Source organism: Paenibacillus sp. 8b26 (genome assembly GCF_050626875.1).
Classification (GTDB): Bacteria; Bacillota; Bacilli; order Paenibacillales; family Paenibacillaceae; genus Paenibacillus.
In genome coordinates, this window is sequence record NZ_CP192445.1 from 5,060,413 (window position 1) to 5,080,969 (window position 20,557).

The 20,557-nt window shown below is 40.7% G+C and carries 21 protein-coding genes and 1 pseudogene; 19 read left to right on the plus strand and 3 right to left on the minus strand.

Annotated elements, in window-relative coordinates; genetic code table 11:
- Window positions 1-22: 22 nt before the first annotated feature.
- The 17 genes and pseudogenes from ACQ4MX_RS23520 to ACQ4MX_RS23600 form a co-directional block, all read left to right on the plus strand.
- On the plus strand, window positions 23-1,219 hold the full coding sequence (locus tag ACQ4MX_RS23520) for an MFS transporter (RefSeq protein WP_431087626.1): 1,197 nt from the start codon (window positions 23-25) through the stop codon (window positions 1,217-1,219).
- Between the two features lie 86 nt (window positions 1,220-1,305).
- Entirely contained in the window at window positions 1,306-2,304 is a 999-nt protein-coding gene (locus ACQ4MX_RS23525; RefSeq protein ID WP_431087628.1) for an AraC family transcriptional regulator, read from the plus strand.
- Window positions 2,301-2,549, plus strand: coding sequence for a hypothetical protein (locus ACQ4MX_RS23530; protein ID WP_431087629.1), 249 nt, complete (start codon window positions 2,301-2,303; stop codon window positions 2,547-2,549). Before ACQ4MX_RS23525 ends, ACQ4MX_RS23530 begins: the two co-directional genes overlap by 4 nt.
- Window positions 2,550-3,295: 746 nt before the next feature.
- Window positions 3,296-3,622, plus strand: coding sequence for a transposase (locus ACQ4MX_RS23535; protein ID WP_431091397.1), 327 nt, complete (start codon window positions 3,296-3,298; stop codon window positions 3,620-3,622).
- Between the two features lie 484 nt (window positions 3,623-4,106).
- Entirely contained in the window at window positions 4,107-4,823 is a 717-nt protein-coding gene (locus tag ACQ4MX_RS23540) for a CYTH domain-containing protein (RefSeq protein ID WP_431087630.1), read from the plus strand.
- A 24-nt stretch (window positions 4,824-4,847) separates the two neighbouring features.
- Window positions 4,848-5,525, plus strand: coding sequence for a hypothetical protein (locus tag ACQ4MX_RS23545; RefSeq protein ID WP_431087631.1), 678 nt, complete (start codon window positions 4,848-4,850; stop codon window positions 5,523-5,525).
- 204 nt (window positions 5,526-5,729) lie between these two features.
- The gene (locus ACQ4MX_RS23550) at window positions 5,730-6,785 is read left to right on the plus strand and encodes a pyruvate kinase (RefSeq protein ID WP_431087633.1); all 1,056 of its coding nucleotides are present in this window, start codon (window positions 5,730-5,732) and stop codon (window positions 6,783-6,785) included.
- 17 nt (window positions 6,786-6,802) lie between these two features.
- Window positions 6,803-8,209 (plus strand): pyridoxal phosphate-dependent decarboxylase family protein, encoded by a 1,407-nt coding sequence (locus tag ACQ4MX_RS23555; protein ID WP_431087635.1) that lies wholly within the window; start codon window positions 6,803-6,805, stop codon window positions 8,207-8,209.
- 353 nt (window positions 8,210-8,562) lie between these two features.
- A complete protein-coding gene (locus ACQ4MX_RS23560; protein WP_431087637.1) occupies window positions 8,563-9,267 on the plus strand; it encodes a class I SAM-dependent methyltransferase in 705 nt (234 codons plus the stop codon).
- A gap of 45 nt (window positions 9,268-9,312) precedes the next feature.
- Entirely contained in the window at window positions 9,313-9,888 is a 576-nt protein-coding gene (locus ACQ4MX_RS23565) for a histidine phosphatase family protein (protein ID WP_014282676.1), read from the plus strand.
- A gap of 303 nt (window positions 9,889-10,191) precedes the next feature.
- Window positions 10,192-11,037: a hypothetical protein gene (locus ACQ4MX_RS23570; protein WP_431087638.1), complete on the plus strand. Its 846-nt coding sequence runs from the start codon at window positions 10,192-10,194 to the stop codon at window positions 11,035-11,037.
- Entirely contained in the window at window positions 11,034-11,288 is a 255-nt protein-coding gene (locus ACQ4MX_RS23575) for a PqqD family protein (protein WP_014282674.1), read from the plus strand. Before ACQ4MX_RS23570 ends, ACQ4MX_RS23575 begins: the two co-directional genes overlap by 4 nt.
- A 339-nt stretch (window positions 11,289-11,627) precedes the next feature.
- Window positions 11,628-12,176, plus strand: a complete 549-nt coding sequence (locus tag ACQ4MX_RS23580; RefSeq protein WP_431087640.1) for a CPBP family intramembrane glutamic endopeptidase — start codon at window positions 11,628-11,630, stop codon at window positions 12,174-12,176.
- Between the two features lie 17 nt (window positions 12,177-12,193).
- Window positions 12,194-13,474: an MFS transporter gene (locus ACQ4MX_RS23585; RefSeq protein WP_431087642.1), complete on the plus strand. Its 1,281-nt coding sequence runs from the start codon at window positions 12,194-12,196 to the stop codon at window positions 13,472-13,474.
- Between the two features lie 700 nt (window positions 13,475-14,174).
- Window positions 14,175-14,417 carry a hypothetical protein gene (locus ACQ4MX_RS23590; protein ID WP_431087643.1) on the plus strand — a complete coding sequence of 81 codons (243 nt, stop codon included), beginning with the start codon at window positions 14,175-14,177 and terminating at the stop codon, window positions 14,415-14,417.
- A 106-nt stretch (window positions 14,418-14,523) separates the two neighbouring features.
- Window positions 14,524-15,531 carry a phosphotransferase gene (locus ACQ4MX_RS23595; protein ID WP_431087644.1) on the plus strand — a complete coding sequence of 336 codons (1,008 nt, stop codon included), beginning with the start codon at window positions 14,524-14,526 and terminating at the stop codon, window positions 15,529-15,531.
- Between the two features lie 71 nt (window positions 15,532-15,602).
- Window positions 15,603-15,862 (plus strand): annotated as a pseudogene (locus ACQ4MX_RS23600) (IS5/IS1182 family transposase); the annotation flags it as partial.
- Window positions 15,863-15,892: 30 nt separating this feature from the next.
- Here ACQ4MX_RS23600 and ACQ4MX_RS23605 read toward each other — a convergent pair.
- On the minus strand, window positions 15,893-16,468 hold the full coding sequence (locus ACQ4MX_RS23605; RefSeq protein WP_431087646.1) for a YdeI/OmpD-associated family protein: 576 nt from the start codon (window positions 16,466-16,468) through the stop codon (window positions 15,893-15,895).
- A gap of 377 nt (window positions 16,469-16,845) precedes the next feature.
- Here ACQ4MX_RS23605 and ACQ4MX_RS23610 point away from each other — a divergent pair, with 377 nt between their 5' ends.
- Both ACQ4MX_RS23610 and ACQ4MX_RS23615 read left to right on the plus strand, forming a co-directional pair.
- Window positions 16,846-17,016, plus strand: coding sequence for a hypothetical protein (locus tag ACQ4MX_RS23610; RefSeq protein WP_431087647.1), 171 nt, complete (start codon window positions 16,846-16,848; stop codon window positions 17,014-17,016).
- A 67-nt stretch (window positions 17,017-17,083) separates the two neighbouring features.
- On the plus strand, window positions 17,084-17,713 hold the full coding sequence (locus ACQ4MX_RS23615; RefSeq protein WP_431087648.1) for an FMN-dependent NADH-azoreductase: 630 nt from the start codon (window positions 17,084-17,086) through the stop codon (window positions 17,711-17,713).
- A gap of 51 nt (window positions 17,714-17,764) precedes the next feature.
- On the opposite strand, the gene ACQ4MX_RS23620 is transcribed toward ACQ4MX_RS23615, so the two are convergent.
- Both ACQ4MX_RS23620 and ACQ4MX_RS23625 read right to left on the minus strand, forming a co-directional pair.
- Window positions 17,765-18,190, minus strand: coding sequence for a MarR family winged helix-turn-helix transcriptional regulator (locus ACQ4MX_RS23620; protein ID WP_431087649.1), 426 nt, complete (start codon window positions 18,188-18,190; stop codon window positions 17,765-17,767).
- Window positions 18,191-18,501: 311 nt separating this feature from the next.
- Complete coding sequence (locus ACQ4MX_RS23625; protein ID WP_431087650.1) at window positions 18,502-20,379, minus strand: helix-turn-helix domain-containing protein; 1,878 nt, start codon at window positions 20,377-20,379, stop codon at window positions 18,502-18,504.
- Between the last annotated feature and the right edge of the window lie 178 nt (window positions 20,380-20,557).

Below are 20,557 nucleotides of genomic sequence, written 5' to 3' on the forward strand. Positions count from 1 at the left end.
TAGACTAGAGGTGAGTAACTTGATGAATATAAAAAACAAAGGTTTGTTTAAAACGGCGTTGCTGTCCATTTCGTTAGTCCTGACATCAGCGAGTGCCATTTCGGCTATCATACCGATGATGCTGAACCAATTATCAGGGGTTTCTAGTTCCTTGATTGAAAGCGTAGTTACTATTCCCTCCTTCACGATGATGCTGTTTGTGCTGTTGAGTGGTCCGATCTCTTCCCGATTGGGCAAAAAAAATACAGTCATGCTAGGACTTTTGCTCGTGGTCATCGGCGGAATCCTTCCTATGTTTACTACGAACATTACATGGATTCTCGCGTTGCGTCTGGTATTAGGTGCAGGTCTCGGGATGTTCAATTCGCTGGCCGTCAGCTTAATTAGTGATTTTTTTGAAGGGGACGAACGTGCCCAATTAGTAGGCTTTCAAAGTGCCGTTCAAGGGCTAGGAAGCAGCCTAGCTACTTTTGTGGCAGGACAGCTTGCCTTAATCGACTGGCAGTTTGCCTTTTTATGCTATGCGATCACTATTCCTGTTGCGCTGTTATTCTTCTTTATCATTCCCGAACCAGAGCGTGTGGAGCCTACAGTGGAGCATTCAACAGGAACGGGCCACAAGAGCGGCGGAGTATCCATACCTGTACTTGGATTAGGAGCTGCACTTTTCCTGTTTATGACCTTTATCATGATTGTGTATACCAAAACAGGTATTATGATTGCTGAAAAGAATATGCCTAATCCTGGTTTTTTAGGAACCGCGTTAACGCTGTTCTCCTTGGCAACTATGATTGCAGGCTTCTTGTTTGGTAAAATATATAAATGGTTTAGAAATTATGCTCCCTTTATCTCCAGTCTATTAACAGCTACAGGTTTTGTAATGCTGTGGTTTGCTCAGAATGTTACCATGGTTACCGTTGCCATGCTTATCATTGGCTTTAGCTTTGCGCTGTTTATTCCTTATATTTTTACCATACTAACTAAAATCGTACCTAAAGGCAGTGAGACGATATCTATTTCAATTGCGATGGTAGGGTCCAATTTGGGAGCGTTTGCTTCGCCTTATGTTATCAAGTTAGTTGGCATGTTGTTTGGAAATGAAACCGCCTCATTTTCCTTCCTCGTTTCTGCGATTGTGTTTACAATTGCTGCACTCATCTGTCTGGGAATCGCTATTAGAGGAAAGGGCAGTAAGGCTCAGGCGGCAGTTCACAGTTAATGGGAGGCATCAGGTATAGGTAGTTTGTTCAACGGGCGGAGAGCCGCCCGTTTTTCCATCATATAATGAAGGAGGAGCCAGTATTTATGAACCTTCATGAGTTGGACCAGTTGCTGAGAATTAAAACGGAAATTGAACTTTTACAACAACAAAACAACGAGGTTATTAATGATCTTTCCGAAGAATCGGAGGACGAACGATACTATGATATTAATCTGAACATGTATCGTATGCCCGCTTTGTTTTTCTTTGGAGAACATGATATTTATATTAGCAAGCACAATAGATTTGCTCCGATGCTGGAGCACATGCATGAATTTATTGAATTAAACTATGTTTATTCAGGTAAGTGCAATCAAATCATAGCAGGCAAAGAAATTCAGCTTTGTGAAGGCCAAGTGTGTGTCCTGGATAAGGATGTGCCCCACAGCATCGCTCCTTTGGGAGAAGACGATATCCTTATTAATATCCTGCTGCAAAGAGAAACGATTTCTTCCCTGTTCTTACAACGGTTATCTAAGAAAAAAAGTCTGATTGGTGAATTTCTCGCCAACTCTGTCCTCCAGCATCAGCACCATAATCACTTTATTATTTTTGAGTCGCAACATAATGAAAACCTTCAATATATATTGCGCAGAATCTTAATCGAATATTTTTCCAGTCAAGAGGATTCGATGGAATTGGTCAAGGCTTATTTGCAGATTGTTTTTGGAGAATTGGTTCGTGTATTGGAAAGCGAGCATAATATTCACTTAAACCAGCAGGAAAATAATATTACATCTATTCTGAATTACATGGAAGAGCATTATCAGCATTTAAGCTTGCAGCAATTATCTAATCATTTCAGTTACAATAGTACGTATTTAAGTAATAAGTTAAAAAAAGTAACTGGTCTTACTTATACTCAGCTTATTGCCAACATTAAACTCAATGCAGCTTATTCTCTGGTTGTGAATACCAACCTGCCGTTCGAAATGATATTTAAGCAGGTTGGATATAACAGCATGAGTTTTTTCTATAAAAAATTTAAAATGGCTTATGGTGCTACCCCGCAAAATATCCGAAACAAGCAGTTGAGGAAATGAAGGATATCAAAGGAGCATGTAAACGCTATGACCATTATATGATGTACGGGATACCAGCATTTACAGATAAAGAAGAGATTATTGCGTGGCTCCAACAATACCCGTCTCTCGTTCCCGAGGATTATGGTCAGAAGCTGGAACGGCTGAAGCATATGAAGAATAAGCGGTATAAAACCGTGCCAGGAGACATCTTTCGTGTGGAAATGGATCTGTTCACAGACGGGTATGTACGATTTGTCCACTAAATGGGTCTTGACCAAACTTTGCTGGTGTCTTTGTTTCTATTCTTGTGCCGAATCGGAAATGTACAGCTCACAGACGAACATCAAGAACTCTGAATGTAGCGAGATGTTTATCCAACTGCATTATCCCTTTGGTTTGCTGGATGTAAACGTAATCTTTGGGAGAAAGAGATTTGTTGAAAAAAAGAAACGGGCAAAAGACAACAAGATATGGTCAAACAAGATCATGAGAAGAAAAAATGATATCAAGACGAAAGCTATTGAATAGCTTAGGTAGGGGTTAGTCTTTATGTTCGGAATGTAATAAAAATATGCAAGCTATTCGTATCAATATCATAGTTTTGGAATGTTTGAGACTTAATTTGCTGAGTCAAAGAAAAGGAATATGGAATTTTTCGTCGATTGCAGTCGGAATTGAAAAATAGATTTATTTAGCAGAAATAAACTGATCAAAATAGTCATGATAATAAAATAAATTGAAGTGATTTTATAATACGAATGATCAGCAAGAAAAGGTACATAATGAATACGTAAATAAGAAAATTAAGGAATCTTCTTTCTGAGCTTGAGAGATTAGAAGCTTCTTTACCTCGTCGGAAAGCGAGGAGAATGACGCATGAAAATTTTTCTGTGATAAACCTAAAACGAGATATAGTGAAAAAATACAATTAACTTCGTTCCTAACAGGATACAGAAGCGTAAGAAAAGCAGTGCCTATCCAAGATGAGCAATAACGGCAGATTCAAGATCTGTTTCGATCTGAACGAAAACCACTAGGAGGACGCTCCGCCGTGGACAATCGGCACATGCTCAATGCGATGCTTTGGGTGGCTCGTTCGGGCGCTTCATGGCGGGATCTAACAAGACACCTCCCCAATTGGAAATCGGTATACACTCGCTTTTGGCGCTGGCAGGAAGCAGGGATTTGGGATGGGGTTATCCAGCAAATTCCCCTTGATTTCGATGAAGAGAGCGTTTGGAAATGCCAATTTTGGTGTAGAAGGCATTACGTGAATACCATAGGAGAAGAAGGTTCTCGAGGAGTATATCCGAGACAAATTAATGGAAGGGAATAATTGCAAACAGATAACGATGAAAGAGTTGATTGATCCGTTTACAGGTAAGTTGATGAAAAAGGACAGATAAAGTTGCCCCTGAAAGCGGCAACCTGTGGCAACACAGTTTCAGTGCGCATTAAGGCGTTTGCCAGTAACGTGTCCTTATAGTGCAGTGCTAATAGAAGCCACCGGCTATGTCGGTAGTTATGACTAGTTAAAATTACAAAGATAATTTAATAAATTAATAAAAAAAATTTAAAGTTATTTTGTCGATATCCGGGAAGGAAAGACACAAAATTTTCACTATATTTTACATTTTACGACATAAATAGTCTTTAATCGACAATTTTAGAAGTTGTGAAAAGAGGAAATGCGCTGTAAAATTAACCATGTAAAAATTATTATTTTTTTCTATAAAAAAATTAAAATTGTTTTTTTTATATTAAATGTTAAATAATGTTGTGACGAAATTATATAAATAGAAAAAGGAGGAAGATAAGGGATGACTACACTTGAAGAGACGAAGGAAAAAATGAAGAAAATTGGGTATTCAATCAGGGAGAAACTGATCATTGAAAATGAACTCAAGTTTGAAATATCCGAAAAAAAAATGTTTAAACCCATTTATGACTATCTTAAGGAAAGTTACGTTGTTGTTCCGTATAGAAACGCACATATGTATGATTTTTATTATGACACACAGGATTTAGATCTTTCGAAAGCCGGAATAACGTACAGAGTGAGGTACAGACCGCAGATTTCAATAAATCTCAAGCTTCCGCAGACCATAACGAATAGAACGTGGAGCAGATACGAGTACTCCTGCAAAGTTGACGGTAAACTGCCTAAAAATATGAGTACGTTCGATGTTGATTGCGATATTCATAGAATTGCCAAGAAATTTTTAGGTGTAACAAATTTATCGGAGCTTAAGAATATATCAATCGTCAGTTCGTTCAGGACTGGGTTTATTTTAAGATTCCCCCGGATAAATGTACTCGGTGAAAATGAATTTTTAGGTGTCGCTTTCTTTGATCAATCGACTGACAAAATAAATAATAAATCTTTTTATGAATTTGAGTTGGAGTCGTTCCAACAGAGTGATGTGTTTGCTTCACCCTATATCTTCAACGAGTTTGATGAAATCGGCAAGTTTGTGGAGAGCCTCGGTCACTCCTTAAGCAGTAAAAGCAAGAAAGAAAAATGCATGAATCTCTAAAAAGCATTGTTCAGGGGGAGTATCATGAAGAACAATATGGAAACTGAAGTAACTTATATTACGTCCGATTTCAGTTTGAATACACAACAATTACTTGAGGGTTTGTATAAGCAGATTGAAGATAATCGGTTGACTATTTTCAGATATAACGATTGCATTCAAATGTTGTTTGAAGATCTTAAGCATGATAAGAAGAAAATCACATTTAAAGTTAACCACGGCAATTTATACTACAGCATAGCCACCAAAGATAGGTTGACATCTACAAATGACATCTTACAGACCTATCAGGAGAGTAAAACCATCTGGGCTCTTATTGATGAATTGGACTTAAGCATATTCAAAAATAAAGTATTGGCATTCTATTACAAGGAACTCAATAGAATGACCATCAAATACAAAAACGTAAAATATAAGGTCAACGGGCATGATGTTCAGTTTTTGGATTCGAATTGCGAAGTGAAAAAACGGATGAAGTATATTGAAGTTGAGAGTAAGAAATTCGAACTTGACCATATCAATTTCTTCACAGATTACTTTATGAAGAGAGAATTGGATATGATCGATTATGAAAATAGCAAGTGGATAATTGGAAAAGAAATCATCGGAGCCCAAAACCAATTTACTTTTTCCGATGTTTCTAAGTTGAAACAGTTTTTACTTGATCTCTACACAAAAATGTCTGTCTGTTATTTGGTATAGAATAATTAGCTGTATGGATCTATAAAAATTTGCTGGATGTATTTGATGGGATTTGAGTATAAATATATTTTGCATAGAAACTTGGATAGCCCAAATGATTCTTTTTGCAGCAATAACGGCTACCTGGATCTGAACTGTTACAAAATGGCAAGTAAGATCATCGAGGTAGCAATTACGATATAGAAGGCATTAAAGGATCTCTATTTGATAATAATACCTTTCTTTAACGGGGAAGAGGGATCGGCATTGGTATGTACTGAAATTATTGCAACTATTGGAATACCGTTTAATGAAGAAGCGGTGAACGAAAAAGTCACTTATTCGTTGAAGTATGGTATTCGAAGCTTCAGGTTTAACTTGGCGAAATGCAGTTCGGAAGAAGAACTGGAGTATTTTGAAAAGATCATTCGAAACTTGACCCAAAATAAGAGCATGCAACATTGCAAGATTATGCTTGATCTCCCCTTTCCGGGAAGAAAGACAAGAATTTCATTTGTAGATAACCACTTTACTTATGACTTCGAATCCGGAGAAACAGTCACCATAACCGGGGAGAAAAACAAATTCAGAGATTTTAATACTAAGGTTATATTTGTGGATAACGAAAATATATGCAGGTCAGTTTCTACGGGGCAAAAACTTATTTACAGTGACGGCGATTGTGTTTTATCTGTTCTAGAAGTAGATGATGAGCAGGATTGTGTTATTGCAAAAGTATCCAACACAATAAAAATGTACACTAAAAAATCCCTGTCTTATAACTATGTTGCTAAGGAATTAAACGGGCAGCAGTACATTGATTTGGTTAACCGGGTAAAGCCCTCATCCGTTGCTTTTTCTTTTGTGACTGATTTAAGCGATTTGTTAACATGCAGAAACGGGATATTGGACAAGGACATTGAAATCATCAGTAAGATTGAAACTGCAGATTCCATTAAAAATGCCGATGAAATTGCAAGCTCTTCCAACCTAATGTTGGGCAGGGGAGACTTACTGTTGAATTCCGAAATTTGCAGATTATACGAGTATCAATCCGAAATATCTAAAACAGCCAAGCGAAGAAGCAAAAAGCTCTATATTGCAACGGGCATATTGACATCATTACGTAGGCAACCCATTCCTACTCCGGCAGAAATGATAGATTTATACAACATTATTTCTTGCCGACCTGATGCAATAATCTTAAATGCCGAGATTTTTATCGGTGAAAATGTTGAAGCTGCAGTGAAATTAATACGGGACACAGCTGCGCAAATATAATATGAGGGGAACATGCTATGGGTCACATAAACTTGCAAAATGAGATGATGGAACAACTGAAAACAAAAGAACTGATGGAACAGGCTAAAACCTATGCATATGATTATATCGAAAATTTGCCGTATATGGATGTTTCGCCGTCTTGTGAAGCTTTGGAGAATCTGCTTAAGTTTGAGGAGAAAATCCCTGAAGAGTCCTCTTCTCCTTCTGAAATACTTTTTATGCTGCACAAGTACGGGTCAAAGGCAACTGTCGCCAAAAGCGGTGCTAAATATTTTGGATTTGTTAACGGGGGGGTAATTCCGGTGGCATTGGCCACGAAGTGGCTTACCGATATATGGGATCAGAACAGCGGATTATATATCATGTCACCGATTGCATCAAAACTGGAGGAAGTATGCGAGAAGTGGCTTGTTGACCTTTTTGGGTTACAAAAAGGCACTGCTGCCGGTTTTGTCAGTGGTTCTTCGGTGGCTACAATTTGTGCAGTTACCGCAGCAAGAAATAAATTGCTTTTCAACCAAGGATATGATGTCCACTCAAAGGGACTTTTTGGTGCGCCTAAAATCAGGGTAGTTGTAGGTGAGGATGCCCATTCTTCTGTATGGAAAGCCTTGTCTATGTTAGGAATTGGCAGAGACATGGTTGAAGTGGTGCCTACTGATGACCAGGGACGCATGATCATTGGTAAATTACCTCCACTTGACAGCAAAACCTTGGTTATAGCTCAAGCTGGAAATGTTACCGGAGGTGCATTTGATTCGATAGAGGAAATTTGTACGCTGGCAAATCAGGCAAGTGCCTGGGTACATGTGGACGGCGCTTTCGGGCTTTGGGCAGCTGTATCCAGCAAAAGAAAATATTTGACAAAAGGCCTTGAAAAAGCGGATTCTTGGTCTGTTGATGCACACAAAACTTTAAACGCACCCTTTGATTGCGGTGTCGTTCTATGCAAAGACAGGGATTCGCTGGTAAGCGCCATGCAGGCATCTGGGTCCTACCTTCAATATAGCGACCATCGTGACGGCATGCTGTATGTTCCTGAACTGTCCAAACGGGCAAGAAGTGTAGAGTTATGGGCTGTCATAAAATATTTAGGGAAAGTTGGTATTGAAAAACTTGTCGACGATCTTTGCGATAATGCTGAGTACTTTGCTGAAAAGCTTACCGAACAAGGTTTTTATGTGGGAAACAACGTAGTGTTTAATCAAATTGTAGTAAAATGCGAGAACTCCGAAATAACCTCGGCAACGCTGAAAAATATACAAGCAAGCAGAAAATGTTGGTGCAGTGGCGCATTGTGGCAGAATGAGCCGGCCATCCGGATAAGCATATGTTCGTGGCAAACAACCCAAAAAGATATTGACGATTGTGTAAATATTTTTGTGGCATGCAGAAGGTTGGCTACACCTGTCATTATGTGAGTTTCGTTCGCAAAGCGAGTATGAAGTGGAGCGAACCGACTGGCATAATATGAAGATGCTACCTAAGGTGCAGATTAGTCTACAGGGAGACGGCCTCTTTTTTTCAGTGAGTTTCTTTGTTGCTGAACAGCAGACTCAATACAAAGGATCTTGATGCATTGCGGGAACAACTGTCGTTTGTTTTACATTTGAATCAATATGCCTATTTACACTATCTGGGTCGGTCTGTGCCAAGTAGCAAACTGATGAAAACGTAACAGAATTTAAAGACAGTGAATCTGTGAATTCTTTCTTTTTGGCAAAGAATACAGGACTTTTATAGACAATACAAATGTATGAAAGGGTGATGGCCTGTGAGCAGTAAAGAATTCGCAGCTGTAAATCAAGAGATATGGAACAAGCTTTATAAAGGTCAGGCTCTTACGAGAACCGCCGTTCGGTCAGTGCCGGATATCAATGGAAAGGCATCAGAGATTGTTGAAAAGAACAGCAAATTACTGCGTCCTAACAGCAATATACTTGAATTAGGCTGCGGTCATGGCACGAACCTGTTGGAACTTGCACGCTCCCATAAGTGTACGGGGATTGATATTTCGAAGGAAGCATTGCTAATAGGAGAATCGAGGGCTAAACAAGTCGGAGTGAGCATCAAATTCATAGAAAGTGATTTTTATCATCTTCCTTTTGAAGATTCGCAATTCGATTGTGTTCTTGCATTATACAGTCTTCAATTTAACAATTGGAATTCCGCCGTGAACGTATTTAAAGAAATATCGAGGGTATTGAGCAAAGACGGGTACTTGATCTTTAAGATCAGGTCCACAGCACGCGATATGCCGTCCAAGTATAAACTTCTTGATGATCATGGTTTGACGTTCATATCCTATGAAGAGCATGAATACGGAATGACATACCATCATTATACTGAAAAGGAAATTAATAGTATCACTAGTGATTTTCATAAAGTAGATCTCTATGAAGTAATGAAGAACTATGCGGGAGAAGAGAATGGAAAAAGAGCATGGTGGGTAGGGATATTCAGGAAAAATAATAAATAAGTGGCCAGATAATTAGCCATTCATCGGATCTTTATGGAGGATATTATGAAAACGTTCATCTACATGGTGAGGCATGGCGATTCGCCGAAGACGGCAGGAAATGAAAGAACAAGAGGGTTAACTGATAAAGGAATGTCGGATGCCAATCGAACAACAGAATTATTGAATGGGGAGGGAATCGAGGTTTTCGTTTCCAGTCCGTATCAGAGGGCAATCCTGACCATTCAGGAGTTGGCCCGGCGTTCAGGGAAAGAAATCATTTTATTTGAAAATCTGAAAGAAAGGATTTTTTCCACAGATGACCACCGGATGCCTGATGAGGATTTATTCCCATTGTTGGAGAAGTCGTTTTCTGATCCCGATTTTGCTTTGGTGGGAGCGGAATCGAATAACGGTTGCCAGAGCCGTGCGGTAGCGGTTTTGAAAGAATTATTAACGGCCTTCCGGGGACGGAAAATAGCAATTGGAACCCATGGAGCTGTCATGACATTAATGATGGGGTATTTTGACCGCCAATATGATTACCATTTTTTAATGCAAACCTCCAAACCGGATGTATACAAAATGGAGTTCAACGGTGAAGAGCTAGTGAAGGTTGAGAGATTGTGGAACATCCGGTAATGAACCGCCCCTAATCGTTCAACTGCTGGAAAGGGACGGCCTGACTCGCGGGAAGTTGCTATTTTTCATACTTGCGCAGCAATTCATCCAGTGATTCGCGAAGCAAGGTTGCCTCCGAGCAGTTTAATAATTTGGAAACCATCTGAATCCGTTCCTCCTTGGACAGTTCAAGACGGGTTTTATCCCCCTTGTTCTTTCCATTATTATTCTAACATGTGTTCTCTTCCGATATAAAATCATAAAAAATATTTTACATTATTATACAGTATGTATATATCAACGCATAGAAAGGGTGTGAGATCGATGAAGCTAACGCAAGTTGATGACCCAACTTCAAAATATACTTATGTGATGGATCAACTTCCTTGGATTGACAGCCGGACACTGGTTTATTTAGCGGGGTCTGTTTTCGAAGGGTTTGGAAACGCCTCTTCCGACATAGACGTCTTTGTTATCACGGATACAATGCCTGAAATTGATAGCTTGCTTTCACAAACCGAAGGGCTTGACCCGATTGTCTTGTCGGTAAACCAATTCATTGTCCATAATTTTGTTCATGATGACGTCCGATTTGATTTTACATATTTGACAAATGAGTTTTTTGACAGTCTCCTTGCCAAACTTGAAAATTTCGAGGTCCGTTCGGAAGAATACCCCATTTCCTTCAATGCTGATGAACTTGATTTGCTGCACCGGTTGAAATACGCGACATTTCTGACTTGTCCGCAAGAAATGGGAGAACGTCTTCCAATGCTGCCTTTTCGATCCCTCGATCTGTATATCGCATTGTCCGAGTCCACCAATTACACCAACATCGTTGAAGATATCCAGGGGGCCTATCAATCCGGGGACTACGGGACCGCGTTTTTCCGAACCAGACACCTGTTGGACGCCAGCATGACTGCTTTCTTGGCTGTTAATGGGGAATCAAATCCACGGCTCAAGTGGTTGTTCCGTAAATTGAAACGATATGCCGACCGGACAGGCGATTTCGATTTGCTGAATAATTATCTGATTTATCAAAGCGAAGCCTTCGATGACAATACCGTTCGGGATTCAATCCGGAGATGCTTGCGGTATTGTCAGACATTGAATGACAGAACCCAACATCTCATTCATGAAACCATAAAGGAGCTGGAGAAAAAATGAAATACGCTCGCAATGTTTTTATTCAAACCCGAATACTGAATGACAAGACCTATGCGGTGAAAAATAATGATGTTTATTTGTTGGATGAAGTAGCATATAAGATTTGGAGTCTGTTGGATGGAGAACGTACGGTTGATGAGGTTGCCACAGCCATAGCCGAAGAGTATAAAGCGGATAAAGAAACAGTTCTCGGGGATGTAAATGAATTTATTCAAGAGCTAAAGGATGTGGATTTTATCGAGGTGGTATAGGAATATGCCAGTTTTCACATGATTGTTCAATCCGGGAAAAGGATGCCGAACGGAATGGAGGTGACAATATGTACAAAAAGCCTAAAATTCAAAAAGTTGCGGCTCCAAAAGCAAGCCAAAAAGTATAATAAAGCTCTGTAGTTTACTTATGCTATAAATCCTTACCCGATTAAAAGGCATCCTTTTCCCAGATTGATATAAGCCGAGGTCCTTATCGTGATAAACAGTCTCGTATCTGCAGTTTTGATATTTTTGACCGTGTTTTATTCCACGCAGTTGATCAGAAGAAAAGTCCGGCATTTTTACTGTGCGGATATGATAAGAAGTCTTCTCTTTTTCTTGCCCTATCTCATTCCGCCATTGCTTATGGGAAGCCGTCCGCTAAATAATGCTACGGGCGGCGGATGGGGGATTGCGTTTGCAGTGGCCGTTGGCGCGGCTCTGTTGGCATTGTTATGGCAATGGCCAGAATATAAGGCTTTGTTGAATAAAGATATTTATTGCTTTATGCAGGCCATTTCATTTCGTACCTTTGTAATATTGGAGCTGTCGTTAATTGGAAGTGCGGTATGCGAGGAATGGTTTTACCGCTTGTTCCTGGTGGGGTTGCTGAAAGATTGGGGAATCGTCGGCGCATTTGTTCTCACTTCCGCAATGTTCTCTTTTTCGCACTATATGCAAAAGGATACGCGTGAAGAGTTTTCTTGGAAATCCTATATCACCTTGTTTATGTTGGGGCTAGCCTGGTCCTATTCCATTGTTATAAGCCAATCCGTCCTGCCTGCAGTCATAGGACATTTTCTGTATAATTTCCCGAGCATGCTTACGACATTCTGGAACTTTTCCATGCCGAGAAAGCTTCAGATGCAGGAGAATCATAAGGGATGATTTTGAAAGGGGCAAATATGAAATTTCTGCGATTGCATCCCAATGTTAAATTAAGATTGGTTGAACGCTTTTTAACGCAGTTGGTTACCAACTCCATCTTCCCCTTTATGGGGATATATTTTTCTATGGAATTCGGCGTCAAATGGGCGGGTATTTTGCTGGCTGCCAATGTTTTCCTTTCCTTTCTAGCAGGGTTTTATGGCGGATACATGTCGGACTTGTATGGAAGAAAAAAGGTATTGGTATACAGTGAGTATGTCCGGTTGGCATCCATCATTGCAATGGTTGTGGGGAGCATCGAGTTTTTTTATTCTACTTTGCTTGTATGCATCGGTATGTTGGTAAGCAGTATCTGTGCAGGACTTTCGAATCCTGCGGGGTCAGCTTTGATTATAGATTCCAGCAGTAGCGAAGAGCGGAAGTATATTTACGGACTTGATTATTGGCTTTGGAACGTGTCTCTGCTAATAGGAATCCTACTAGGCGGCTTCTTATTCGAACAATTCCGGATGGAACTGTTTATTGCACTGGCGTTCATTTCCTTCTGTTCGCTCCTGATTGTCGCATTATTCATTTCGGAAAGCCTGTCCGTAATCGATCCGCAAATTCAAAAAAAAAGTTTTTGGCGGAGTACAGCAGCAAATTACCGTGTTGTCTTAACCAATAAGGTATTTATATTTTTTCTGCTTGCCTCATTGCTGGATCTGTCCATTGAACTGCAATCCAATAATTATACGCCCATTCGGCTTGTTCAAGTCATTGGGCATCAAACGTTATTCTCTGTAGCTGGCTACTCATTGAAAATCAACGGATATAACTTGTTTGGTATTTTAAGCATAATTAATACACTGTCTGTTATTTTATTCGGCACATTGATTGCCAAGCTTTTTAAGAAGACGAAAGATACGAAAGCGGTAACGGTGGGAATTTTGCTGTATGCCGCCGGATATGCATTAATTGTAATCGGCAAAAGTCCCTGGTTCCTCTTCGCTGTCATGCTGATTTTATCTATTGGCGAAGTAATCTATATTCCACGAAAACAAGCATTGTTGGCGGATATTATGCCGTCTGATAAACGGGGTTCCTATATGGCGATCAATTCATTGACAACGCGGGGAGCCATGATGATCGGTTCGTTATCCGTTACGTTCGGTGCATTTGTTCCGTCCTGGATTATCGGGCTGGAAATGTTCCTGTTGGGTGTGATAAGTGTTTTTCTTTACATTCATGTACTTGCCCTGAAACAATCTTCCCCTGCTGTACAGGGCATGGATAAGGCGGTGTCTGCAGAGACTTAAGTGACTTAATAAATAAACTTCTGCTGGCACTAGTAGTTGAATAGGTACAACTAGCCTTGCGTATGGCATAGGTCGGTCAACAATTATCTGTAAACTAATTTCAAGGAATCCCCCTCTATTGGGGGGTTACATTTATAGCGCAGATGGTGGTCGACTCACTCCATAGAAGCCCGCTACTTCTTCTCCTTGGCAATCTACGACTATCACCATCCCAACAAAAAAAGACAAGCTGTAGCTGCTTGTCCTTCGATATTAATTTTCTTCCTCTGAGACGTTATATCTTTCATACACTTCAGTAAGATTGATTACTTAGTAAGTTTGCTTTACAGTTTATCTAATTGGGTAGTCATTGGAGTTGGAAAAATTAATCAGTTTTCTGGCCGAACAGGTGTAAAATAGTCCTCTTCATATCGGTGCTTCCTCTCCGCTTTATCAACTTCTGACAGTTTAACTTTAGCCTCGTCTAAGACCTCGTTATCAGCATTTAAGCCTGCAGCAATTATCTAATCATTTTAATTACATTAAAAAATTTAAAATGACTTATGGCACTACCCCACAAAATATCCGAAACGAGCAGTTGAGGAAATGAAGGGTATAAATTGACGTCCAATTTTAATTGGGCGTCTATATGTTATAATATCTGCAAATTCATAAGCACAAGGCTAATGAAATGATAGCTAAGAAGGGAAGGACTTATCGTTTGAGCTGGGGGACCGGTACCGCTTTAAAGCCGGAGAGGGAGATTACCTTCAGATCTGCCAGGGAATTTTTAAATGATGGTGCTTATTCCAGTGTCACTAACGATTGCTTTGGTTCTCCGGAAGATCGACAATGGTCCAAAACGCTGGATCATCCGTTATATCACGAGGCACGTAAAAAAGCGTCGACCGAGTTCGGATTCCCGGAAGATATCTCGTATGATGATTTTAACCGCCAAACCTGAGGCCTTACGCGTTCGCAATATCTAGATTATGTAGCGAGGACATGCAAGTGACAGTAAGGAGAATGAATAGGCGTACTTTATCTCCGGCAAAAGGGAGGATACATCTTTGGAAGCGATACTAAGACGGCACTGGCCGGAGTGGAACGGAACGTTGCAGAAACGAACCGGGGGTTGGAATAATACGACGTATTTTGTTAAGGGTGGTATGCGAAGCGGGGTGCTGCGCGTCTACGATACACACAGGGATAGGGACAAAATTGAATTTGAGCATGCAGTTTTGCAGGCACTGAGTAAGCATTCTCTATCATTCAGGGTACCGATGCCAATTCCAACAGTAGCGGGAGAGACACTCGCTCAGCTCGAGAAGGAAAGTGGCAAATACGTCTGTCTGTTCGATTACATAGAAGGCAAATCACCACTGGAGCAGGAATCAAGCTTTGCCTATTCTTTTGGCGAGGTCACGGGTGAATTATCTGCTGTGCTTGCGACATTCAGTCTTGATATGGCTCCAGTCTACCGACCTTATTACGCCTTGCAGCAATCCTACCCATTGTGTAACCAGGAAATAATTCAAGAGGTTTATCTAAATCCGCCTGAGCCCCTAAAAGCTTTGCATGACGAGCTGCGAATGATAGGAAAAGTATATGAAGAGATTACAGATTCGCTTCATGCATTGGAAGAGTTGCCGCATCAGCTTGTACATGGTGATTTGAACGCTTCCAATTTGTTAGTAAAGGATATAGATCATAGCCAAGTGACTGCACTGCTTGATTTTGAATTTTGTACGTTAGACGTTCGGGTCATGGAACCAGCGGTCATATTATCGGGATTTTTGGGACAACCGGAGGAGATGCAAGCAGTCCGGTATTTTTGCCAGGGCTTCTGCCGCCAAGTTCATCTGTCCCATGCCGAGATTGATGCGGTGCCTGTATTGATGCTGCTTAGGAAGGTAGATGTATTTCTTCATTTTTTGAGTCGCTTTCTGGAAGGAACTGACCAGCCACATGTTTTACAAGAGCAGGTCAAGCAGATCGCTGCCGACTTGCTGCAACTGTCTACCCGAAGTAGCTGGATACAGGAGGAGTTGATCCTTGCAGGAACGGCGTATGAATGAACTTTATTACAAGATGAGGAGGAGGCACCTGAAATATCTTAAAGATTACCCGGAACCATGCTTTCATTACGCGGTTACAACGTTGGAAAATCGCTGGCATTTGGGAGGAGATATTAGAGCATGTCTCGATTGAACCTGATTTTGAAAGTGTCATGATCGATGCCACAATTGTCCGAGACCATCAGGATGGAGCCGGCGCAACAGGTGGACCTTCAAGCAAGCTATTGGACGATCTAGAGGTGGATTAACGACCAATATTCATGCGGTTGTCGATGCCCTTGGCAATCCTTTGCGCTTCCAACTGACGGCTGGACAGCGTCATGACGCGGTGATCGGCTACGAGATGCTAAAATAGATGGATTTAGCCCAGAAACAAGTCTTGGCTGACCACCCTTGACTCTCGAGTTTTGGATTGTTTGGGTTCAGAAAAATAAAGAATGTATGCTCTTTGCCGTCCAGGCGTCAATGCTTCAAAAGCAGTTTTCAAGGCAGGGGTTTCATCGAATTTATTTTGAAGTTCTTCAGGAGTTATGAATTCTGTATTCTTTTTAAAATTCACTTCCAAACCGGCTTTTTCAACTTCAATGGCTTCATAATTATAGACTTTCAAGATGGTTTCCATGGCAACTATTTCTTGAACATTGGTGAACCGAATCTGGCGCCCTGCCTGTACATTCTCCGTTTGTTTGATTAGAATGCCATGGGCATCATGTAACAAGGAACGCCCCACTGCAAATCTTCGGTCAGCTGACAGTCTCCTGGATGGGTTTAATTTCCATTCGTAATTCGTAGAGGATCTCCGCAAATGCATGATCCACAGCGGGAACAAGCTGTTCTGAGAGATAGCTTCAAAAGTCTGTTTGATAACAGCGATGTCATTGACCCGGGAGGCCTGTTCCAACAAGCGCTGTGCATTCGCTTCCAGAACACAGTCCATTAACCGTTCTCTCTGGCTCTTTTCATTTTGCAGTTCGGCTTTTATCTTCTGGATACGAAGGAGGCTTCATCTGAGCTGCAGGACAGTTCCTCCTTGACGCTCTCAATCAAGTTGTGGGTTTGGACGCATTTTTGAAGTGCGGAGCTGCCACTTTCCTATCCCAAATTGAACTGGATACACCGGTATCTCTAATTAGGATTCCAATTGGCCTATTGGGGGCTGAAATGGGCTTTAGTATGATGTCCTCACGGGGATTGATTTTCGAGACATTGATCACTGAAATAAAATTAAATTTGGTATATTATTTGACTGATCAAATGATAAGGAGGGAGGCATCCATGAGAGATGCTGTTAAGTAAGGTATAGCAGGGTGTATTATGGGGGCAGTGATGAGCTTTATCATCAATTATTTTATAGTTCCAGTACCTTCTACAGTTTTAGGAAATGCATTAAATCATACGATCACGGGCATTATTAGCGGCTTTATGGGTGGTTTTATGGGGCTGCTCATGTACTTCTTTTTTCAAAAAAAGAAGCAGAAGCAGTAAGGATTTCTATAGTAGATATCTAATGATATATATTTGACTAGACAAATAAAATGCAGGAGTGATAACAATGGCTAAAATCTTATTCATCAAAAGTACCCCCGTTCAGGATGAGCTTTCCCGGAGCACGCAGATTGCAAGAATCTTTTTAGAACGTGTCATGGAACTGAATCCTTCTGACGAAGTTATAGAAATGGATTTATTTAATATGGAAGTCCCCTTTGTGGATATGGATGTGCTAAATGCCAAAACGAAGCTTCGTACGATGACCTTCGATGATTTGACAGAGAATGAAAAGAGTAAAATTAAAGTATTTGATCAGTTTACCCAGCAGTTTATGAACGCTGATAAATATATCATTGTCTCTCCCCTTTGGAATCTGGGTTTTCCACCTGTACTGAAAGCCTATTTCGATGCAGTTTGCTGGGCGGGCAAAACCTTCCGCTACACGCCTCACGGCGCGGTTGGTTTGTTGGAGAATAAACTCGGTATTCACATTCACGGATGTGGAGGGAAATATTCAACAGGGGGAGCCTATTCTGACCCCTATGTGCGTGGAGTCATGAATTTTATGGGTGTGGAGATGCTTCCTACTATTTTTGTGGAGGGGATTGATGAGAATCCGGATCAGAGTGAACAAATTTTAGCCAGTGCCAAAGAAAAAGCTTTAGACATGGCAGAAAGCTTTAAGTTGGCATAAGATTTAAAATAGGGTTGGGTTTCTGCTCCCAGTATCCAACTCTATTCCCTGTTAAAAATTCTCTTTATCAGCAAGCTTCCGTATTAATTTCTTGAGTAAATAAATTTCCTCTTCTGTCATATGCGAAGTGACCTCCTGGATATTCTCCACATCATAAGGCTCTGCCTTCGTTTTAATATTCCTGCCCTGATCGGTTATATAGACCAGTAAAGATCGACCGTCTTCAGGATCACTTTTCCGAAAAATCCAACCTTTTTTAATCATCCGATCAAGAATCCTTGTCAACGAGGCCCGGTCTTTATACGTTTTTTCGGCCAATTCCGTCTGATTAATCCCGTCTTTTTCATACAAGCAATTTAAAATAATCCAGTGATCAGGTGTTAGATCAAACTTCTTCATTTTCTTTATAAATGCACTTTTTAGTTCCAAGTTTGTACGAAAAATCAGAAACCCAAGTGAATCCTCTAAATGACGCATTGTCACTCTCCCTCTCTTTAAAAGTATTTCTTATTCTAAATTATATCTTATAGCGAGAAGCGTCAACCATACTGTATATCATCATAGCCCCAACATAAAAGACCCGCGTTTGATGCGGGCCTTTTACGCTCTGCTATTTAGCTCTTACAGATCAATGTTGCATGGAGCAGGAAGATTTCTTATGCATAGCAAATAGCGAGTTGCCCATTGTATTGGACTTCTCGCTATTTTTAATCTTTTAACCTTTCCGGGCAGTTTCCGAGTTATCCAGCTTACTCCCTAAATATATTAATGAAGTGTGCCGTATGTCCCTATGGCTGAATTTGAGATATTTGTTCAATCAACGAATCGACTGCCTCATCTACCAAGTAGGGGCCATTGTTCCATTTATCACGGGAAACATTAATAATGTGCTTATTTTTCACAGCGGGAATTATTTGGTACACAGGCTCGCTGAATAGCTGCATGGTTTGCTTCAACTCTTGATCGGTCATTTGAGTAAAGAAATAGTCAGCCGGACGATGGACCAGAGCTTCCATGGAAAGAGCAGTTCCGCCATCGGCATAGGGTTTGAATTGCTCAGGCATTTGGAAACCGAAATCTTGGTAGATCAATTTTCCGAGGGTACCGCCCTCACCTCCAAGCAGTACCTCTCCCTTGTAAATAATGAAAGAGATTGCGGTAGTATCTGCTTTAATGGGGATGTGAGTTTGTTCCCGAATGCCCTGCAATTTTTTCTCGAACTTAGCAATCCAGGATTCTGCTTCTGTTTTCCGGTTCATAATGTCGCCAAACGTCCGTAGTGTATTCACCACGTCTGGATCACCACCCCATGCTACTGCAATAGTTGGGGCAATTTTTTGGTACTGCTCAAAGGTTGCTTTGTCGTGAAAATCGGACAGTATAATCAAATCCGGCTCCAATGCGGAAATGGCCTCGACATTACCTGTTCCTTTGCCTATGCTAGCGACATCAGCCATCTTGTCAGGATAAAGGTCGAGGATCTCCTGATTGACACCTATCGGTTTTAAACCTAATGGAAGCAAATAACCACCGTATGTAATAACAACAGCCCTTTTGGGTTGCACAGGAATTTCCATTTTCCGACCAAGTACATCGGTATACGATCTTGTTTCAATTGGCTTCGCAACGTCACTCGTGCCACTGCAAGCTGCCAGCAGCAATGTTAAGCTGAACAAAAGGGTAACAGCAAAAGCAGGCTTAAAACTAACATTCATATCGTCCACTCTCCAAGCGTCATGTTGATAATGATTATCATTGTTACCAATATAACGTTGTCCTGATCCGGGAGCAATGAATGATTTGAGTGTAAAATTTGTATTCGTTGAACTTTTTATAACAAGGCTATGCATTTTAAATTGTGTTGGGGTTTCGCCGGTTTGCTTTTTGAAAAGTCTACTAAAATAATAAAAATTGGTATAACCAACGTTTTCGGCAACTTCCCGAATGGAAGCATCTGTTTCAGCTAACAAGGATTTGGCCCTGTTGATGCGGGTTTGAACGACATACTCGATAGGGCTGCATCCATATTTGCGCTTAAACACCTTTACGAGGTAGTGGGTACTGTAATGAAATTGTTTAGCCATCTTCTCCATAGCGATTGGTTTTTGAAAATGCTTTTGAATATATTGGGCTATTTGTGTAGCCAGATCCGGCTCGGATATTTTGGTTTCCTTCATCTGTAGTTGACGAAAGTGTTCATGCACGAATTGATAGAACAATCCATTCACTTGCAGTTTGTCCAGTTCATTTCTATTAGACCACTGCTGATTCATCTGTTCGACAAGCGATATCAGGGGGAGCGGATAGAGGGCCTGAAACGCATAGTTTTGTCTAAATAGAGCCATCCGATCTTCTCGTTCGAATGGGCTTTGACCCGCTTGCTCTTGAACGGGTTTGTATAAAATGAGGTAGTATTCAAACGGCTGGTTTAAGCACCAGATATTCAGATTTGCTCCTTTTCCGCCGTGGAGAACCTGAAACTTGGCTGATGAGGTTTCAATTCCATCAAGCATCAATCTGGCTTCTCCTTGGTTGGCGAATAGAAATCCGCTTGAAGGTAGGGAATAGGAACTCAGTCTCTCTCCAGACTTCATCGTAAAATGACGAATGTCCAGCACCTTAACTGGCATCTGGGTCCATAATCTGATTGTTTCCAGCCACTCCATAAAAACACCTCGAAATAATATAGGTTAAACCTGCATAGCAGCAGACTATTAACAATTGATTATACTACATTTTAATAAGCAGCATGATAATTTCGTAACCTCACAGATTCTTTCCCGTATAAAGATAAAAACATGATCCGAATCCGTTCCCGTCAGGGAAGAAATACAACCATGTTTA

Excerpts from the sequence above, each read along its gene's own strand:
- ACQ4MX_RS23610 (WP_431087647.1), top strand. The coding sequence starts at position 16,846 with ATGGGGGCAGTGATGAGCTTTATCATCAATTATTTTATAGTTCCAGTA.
- ACQ4MX_RS23545 (WP_431087631.1), top strand. The coding sequence starts at position 4,848 with ATGAAGAACAATATGGAAACTGAAGTAACTTATATTACGTCCGATTTC.
- ACQ4MX_RS23620 (WP_431087649.1), bottom strand. The coding sequence starts at position 18,190 with ATGCGTCATTTAGAGGATTCACTTGGGTTTCTGATTTTTCGTACAAAC.
- ACQ4MX_RS23520 (WP_431087626.1), top strand. The coding sequence starts at position 23 with ATGAATATAAAAAACAAAGGTTTGTTTAAAACGGCGTTGCTGTCCATT.
- ACQ4MX_RS23615 (WP_431087648.1), top strand. The coding sequence starts at position 17,084 with ATGGCTAAAATCTTATTCATCAAAAGTACCCCCGTTCAGGATGAGCTT.
- ACQ4MX_RS23565 (WP_014282676.1), top strand. The coding sequence starts at position 9,313 with ATGAAAACGTTCATCTACATGGTGAGGCATGGCGATTCGCCGAAGACG.
- ACQ4MX_RS23605 (WP_431087646.1), bottom strand. The coding sequence starts at position 16,468 with ATGGACTGTGTTCTGGAAGCGAATGCACAGCGCTTGTTGGAACAGGCC.
- ACQ4MX_RS23575 (WP_014282674.1), top strand. The coding sequence starts at position 11,034 with ATGAAATACGCTCGCAATGTTTTTATTCAAACCCGAATACTGAATGAC.
- ACQ4MX_RS23525 (WP_431087628.1), top strand. The coding sequence starts at position 1,306 with ATGAACCTTCATGAGTTGGACCAGTTGCTGAGAATTAAAACGGAAATT.
- ACQ4MX_RS23530 (WP_431087629.1), top strand. The coding sequence starts at position 2,301 with ATGAAGGATATCAAAGGAGCATGTAAACGCTATGACCATTATATGATG.
- ACQ4MX_RS23540 (WP_431087630.1), top strand. The coding sequence starts at position 4,107 with ATGACTACACTTGAAGAGACGAAGGAAAAAATGAAGAAAATTGGGTAT.
- ACQ4MX_RS23570 (WP_431087638.1), top strand. The coding sequence starts at position 10,192 with ATGAAGCTAACGCAAGTTGATGACCCAACTTCAAAATATACTTATGTG.
- ACQ4MX_RS23555 (WP_431087635.1), top strand. The coding sequence starts at position 6,803 with ATGGGTCACATAAACTTGCAAAATGAGATGATGGAACAACTGAAAACA.
- ACQ4MX_RS23585 (WP_431087642.1), top strand. The coding sequence starts at position 12,194 with ATGAAATTTCTGCGATTGCATCCCAATGTTAAATTAAGATTGGTTGAA.
- ACQ4MX_RS23625 (WP_431087650.1), bottom strand. The coding sequence starts at position 20,379 with ATGGAGTGGCTGGAAACAATCAGATTATGGACCCAGATGCCAGTTAAG.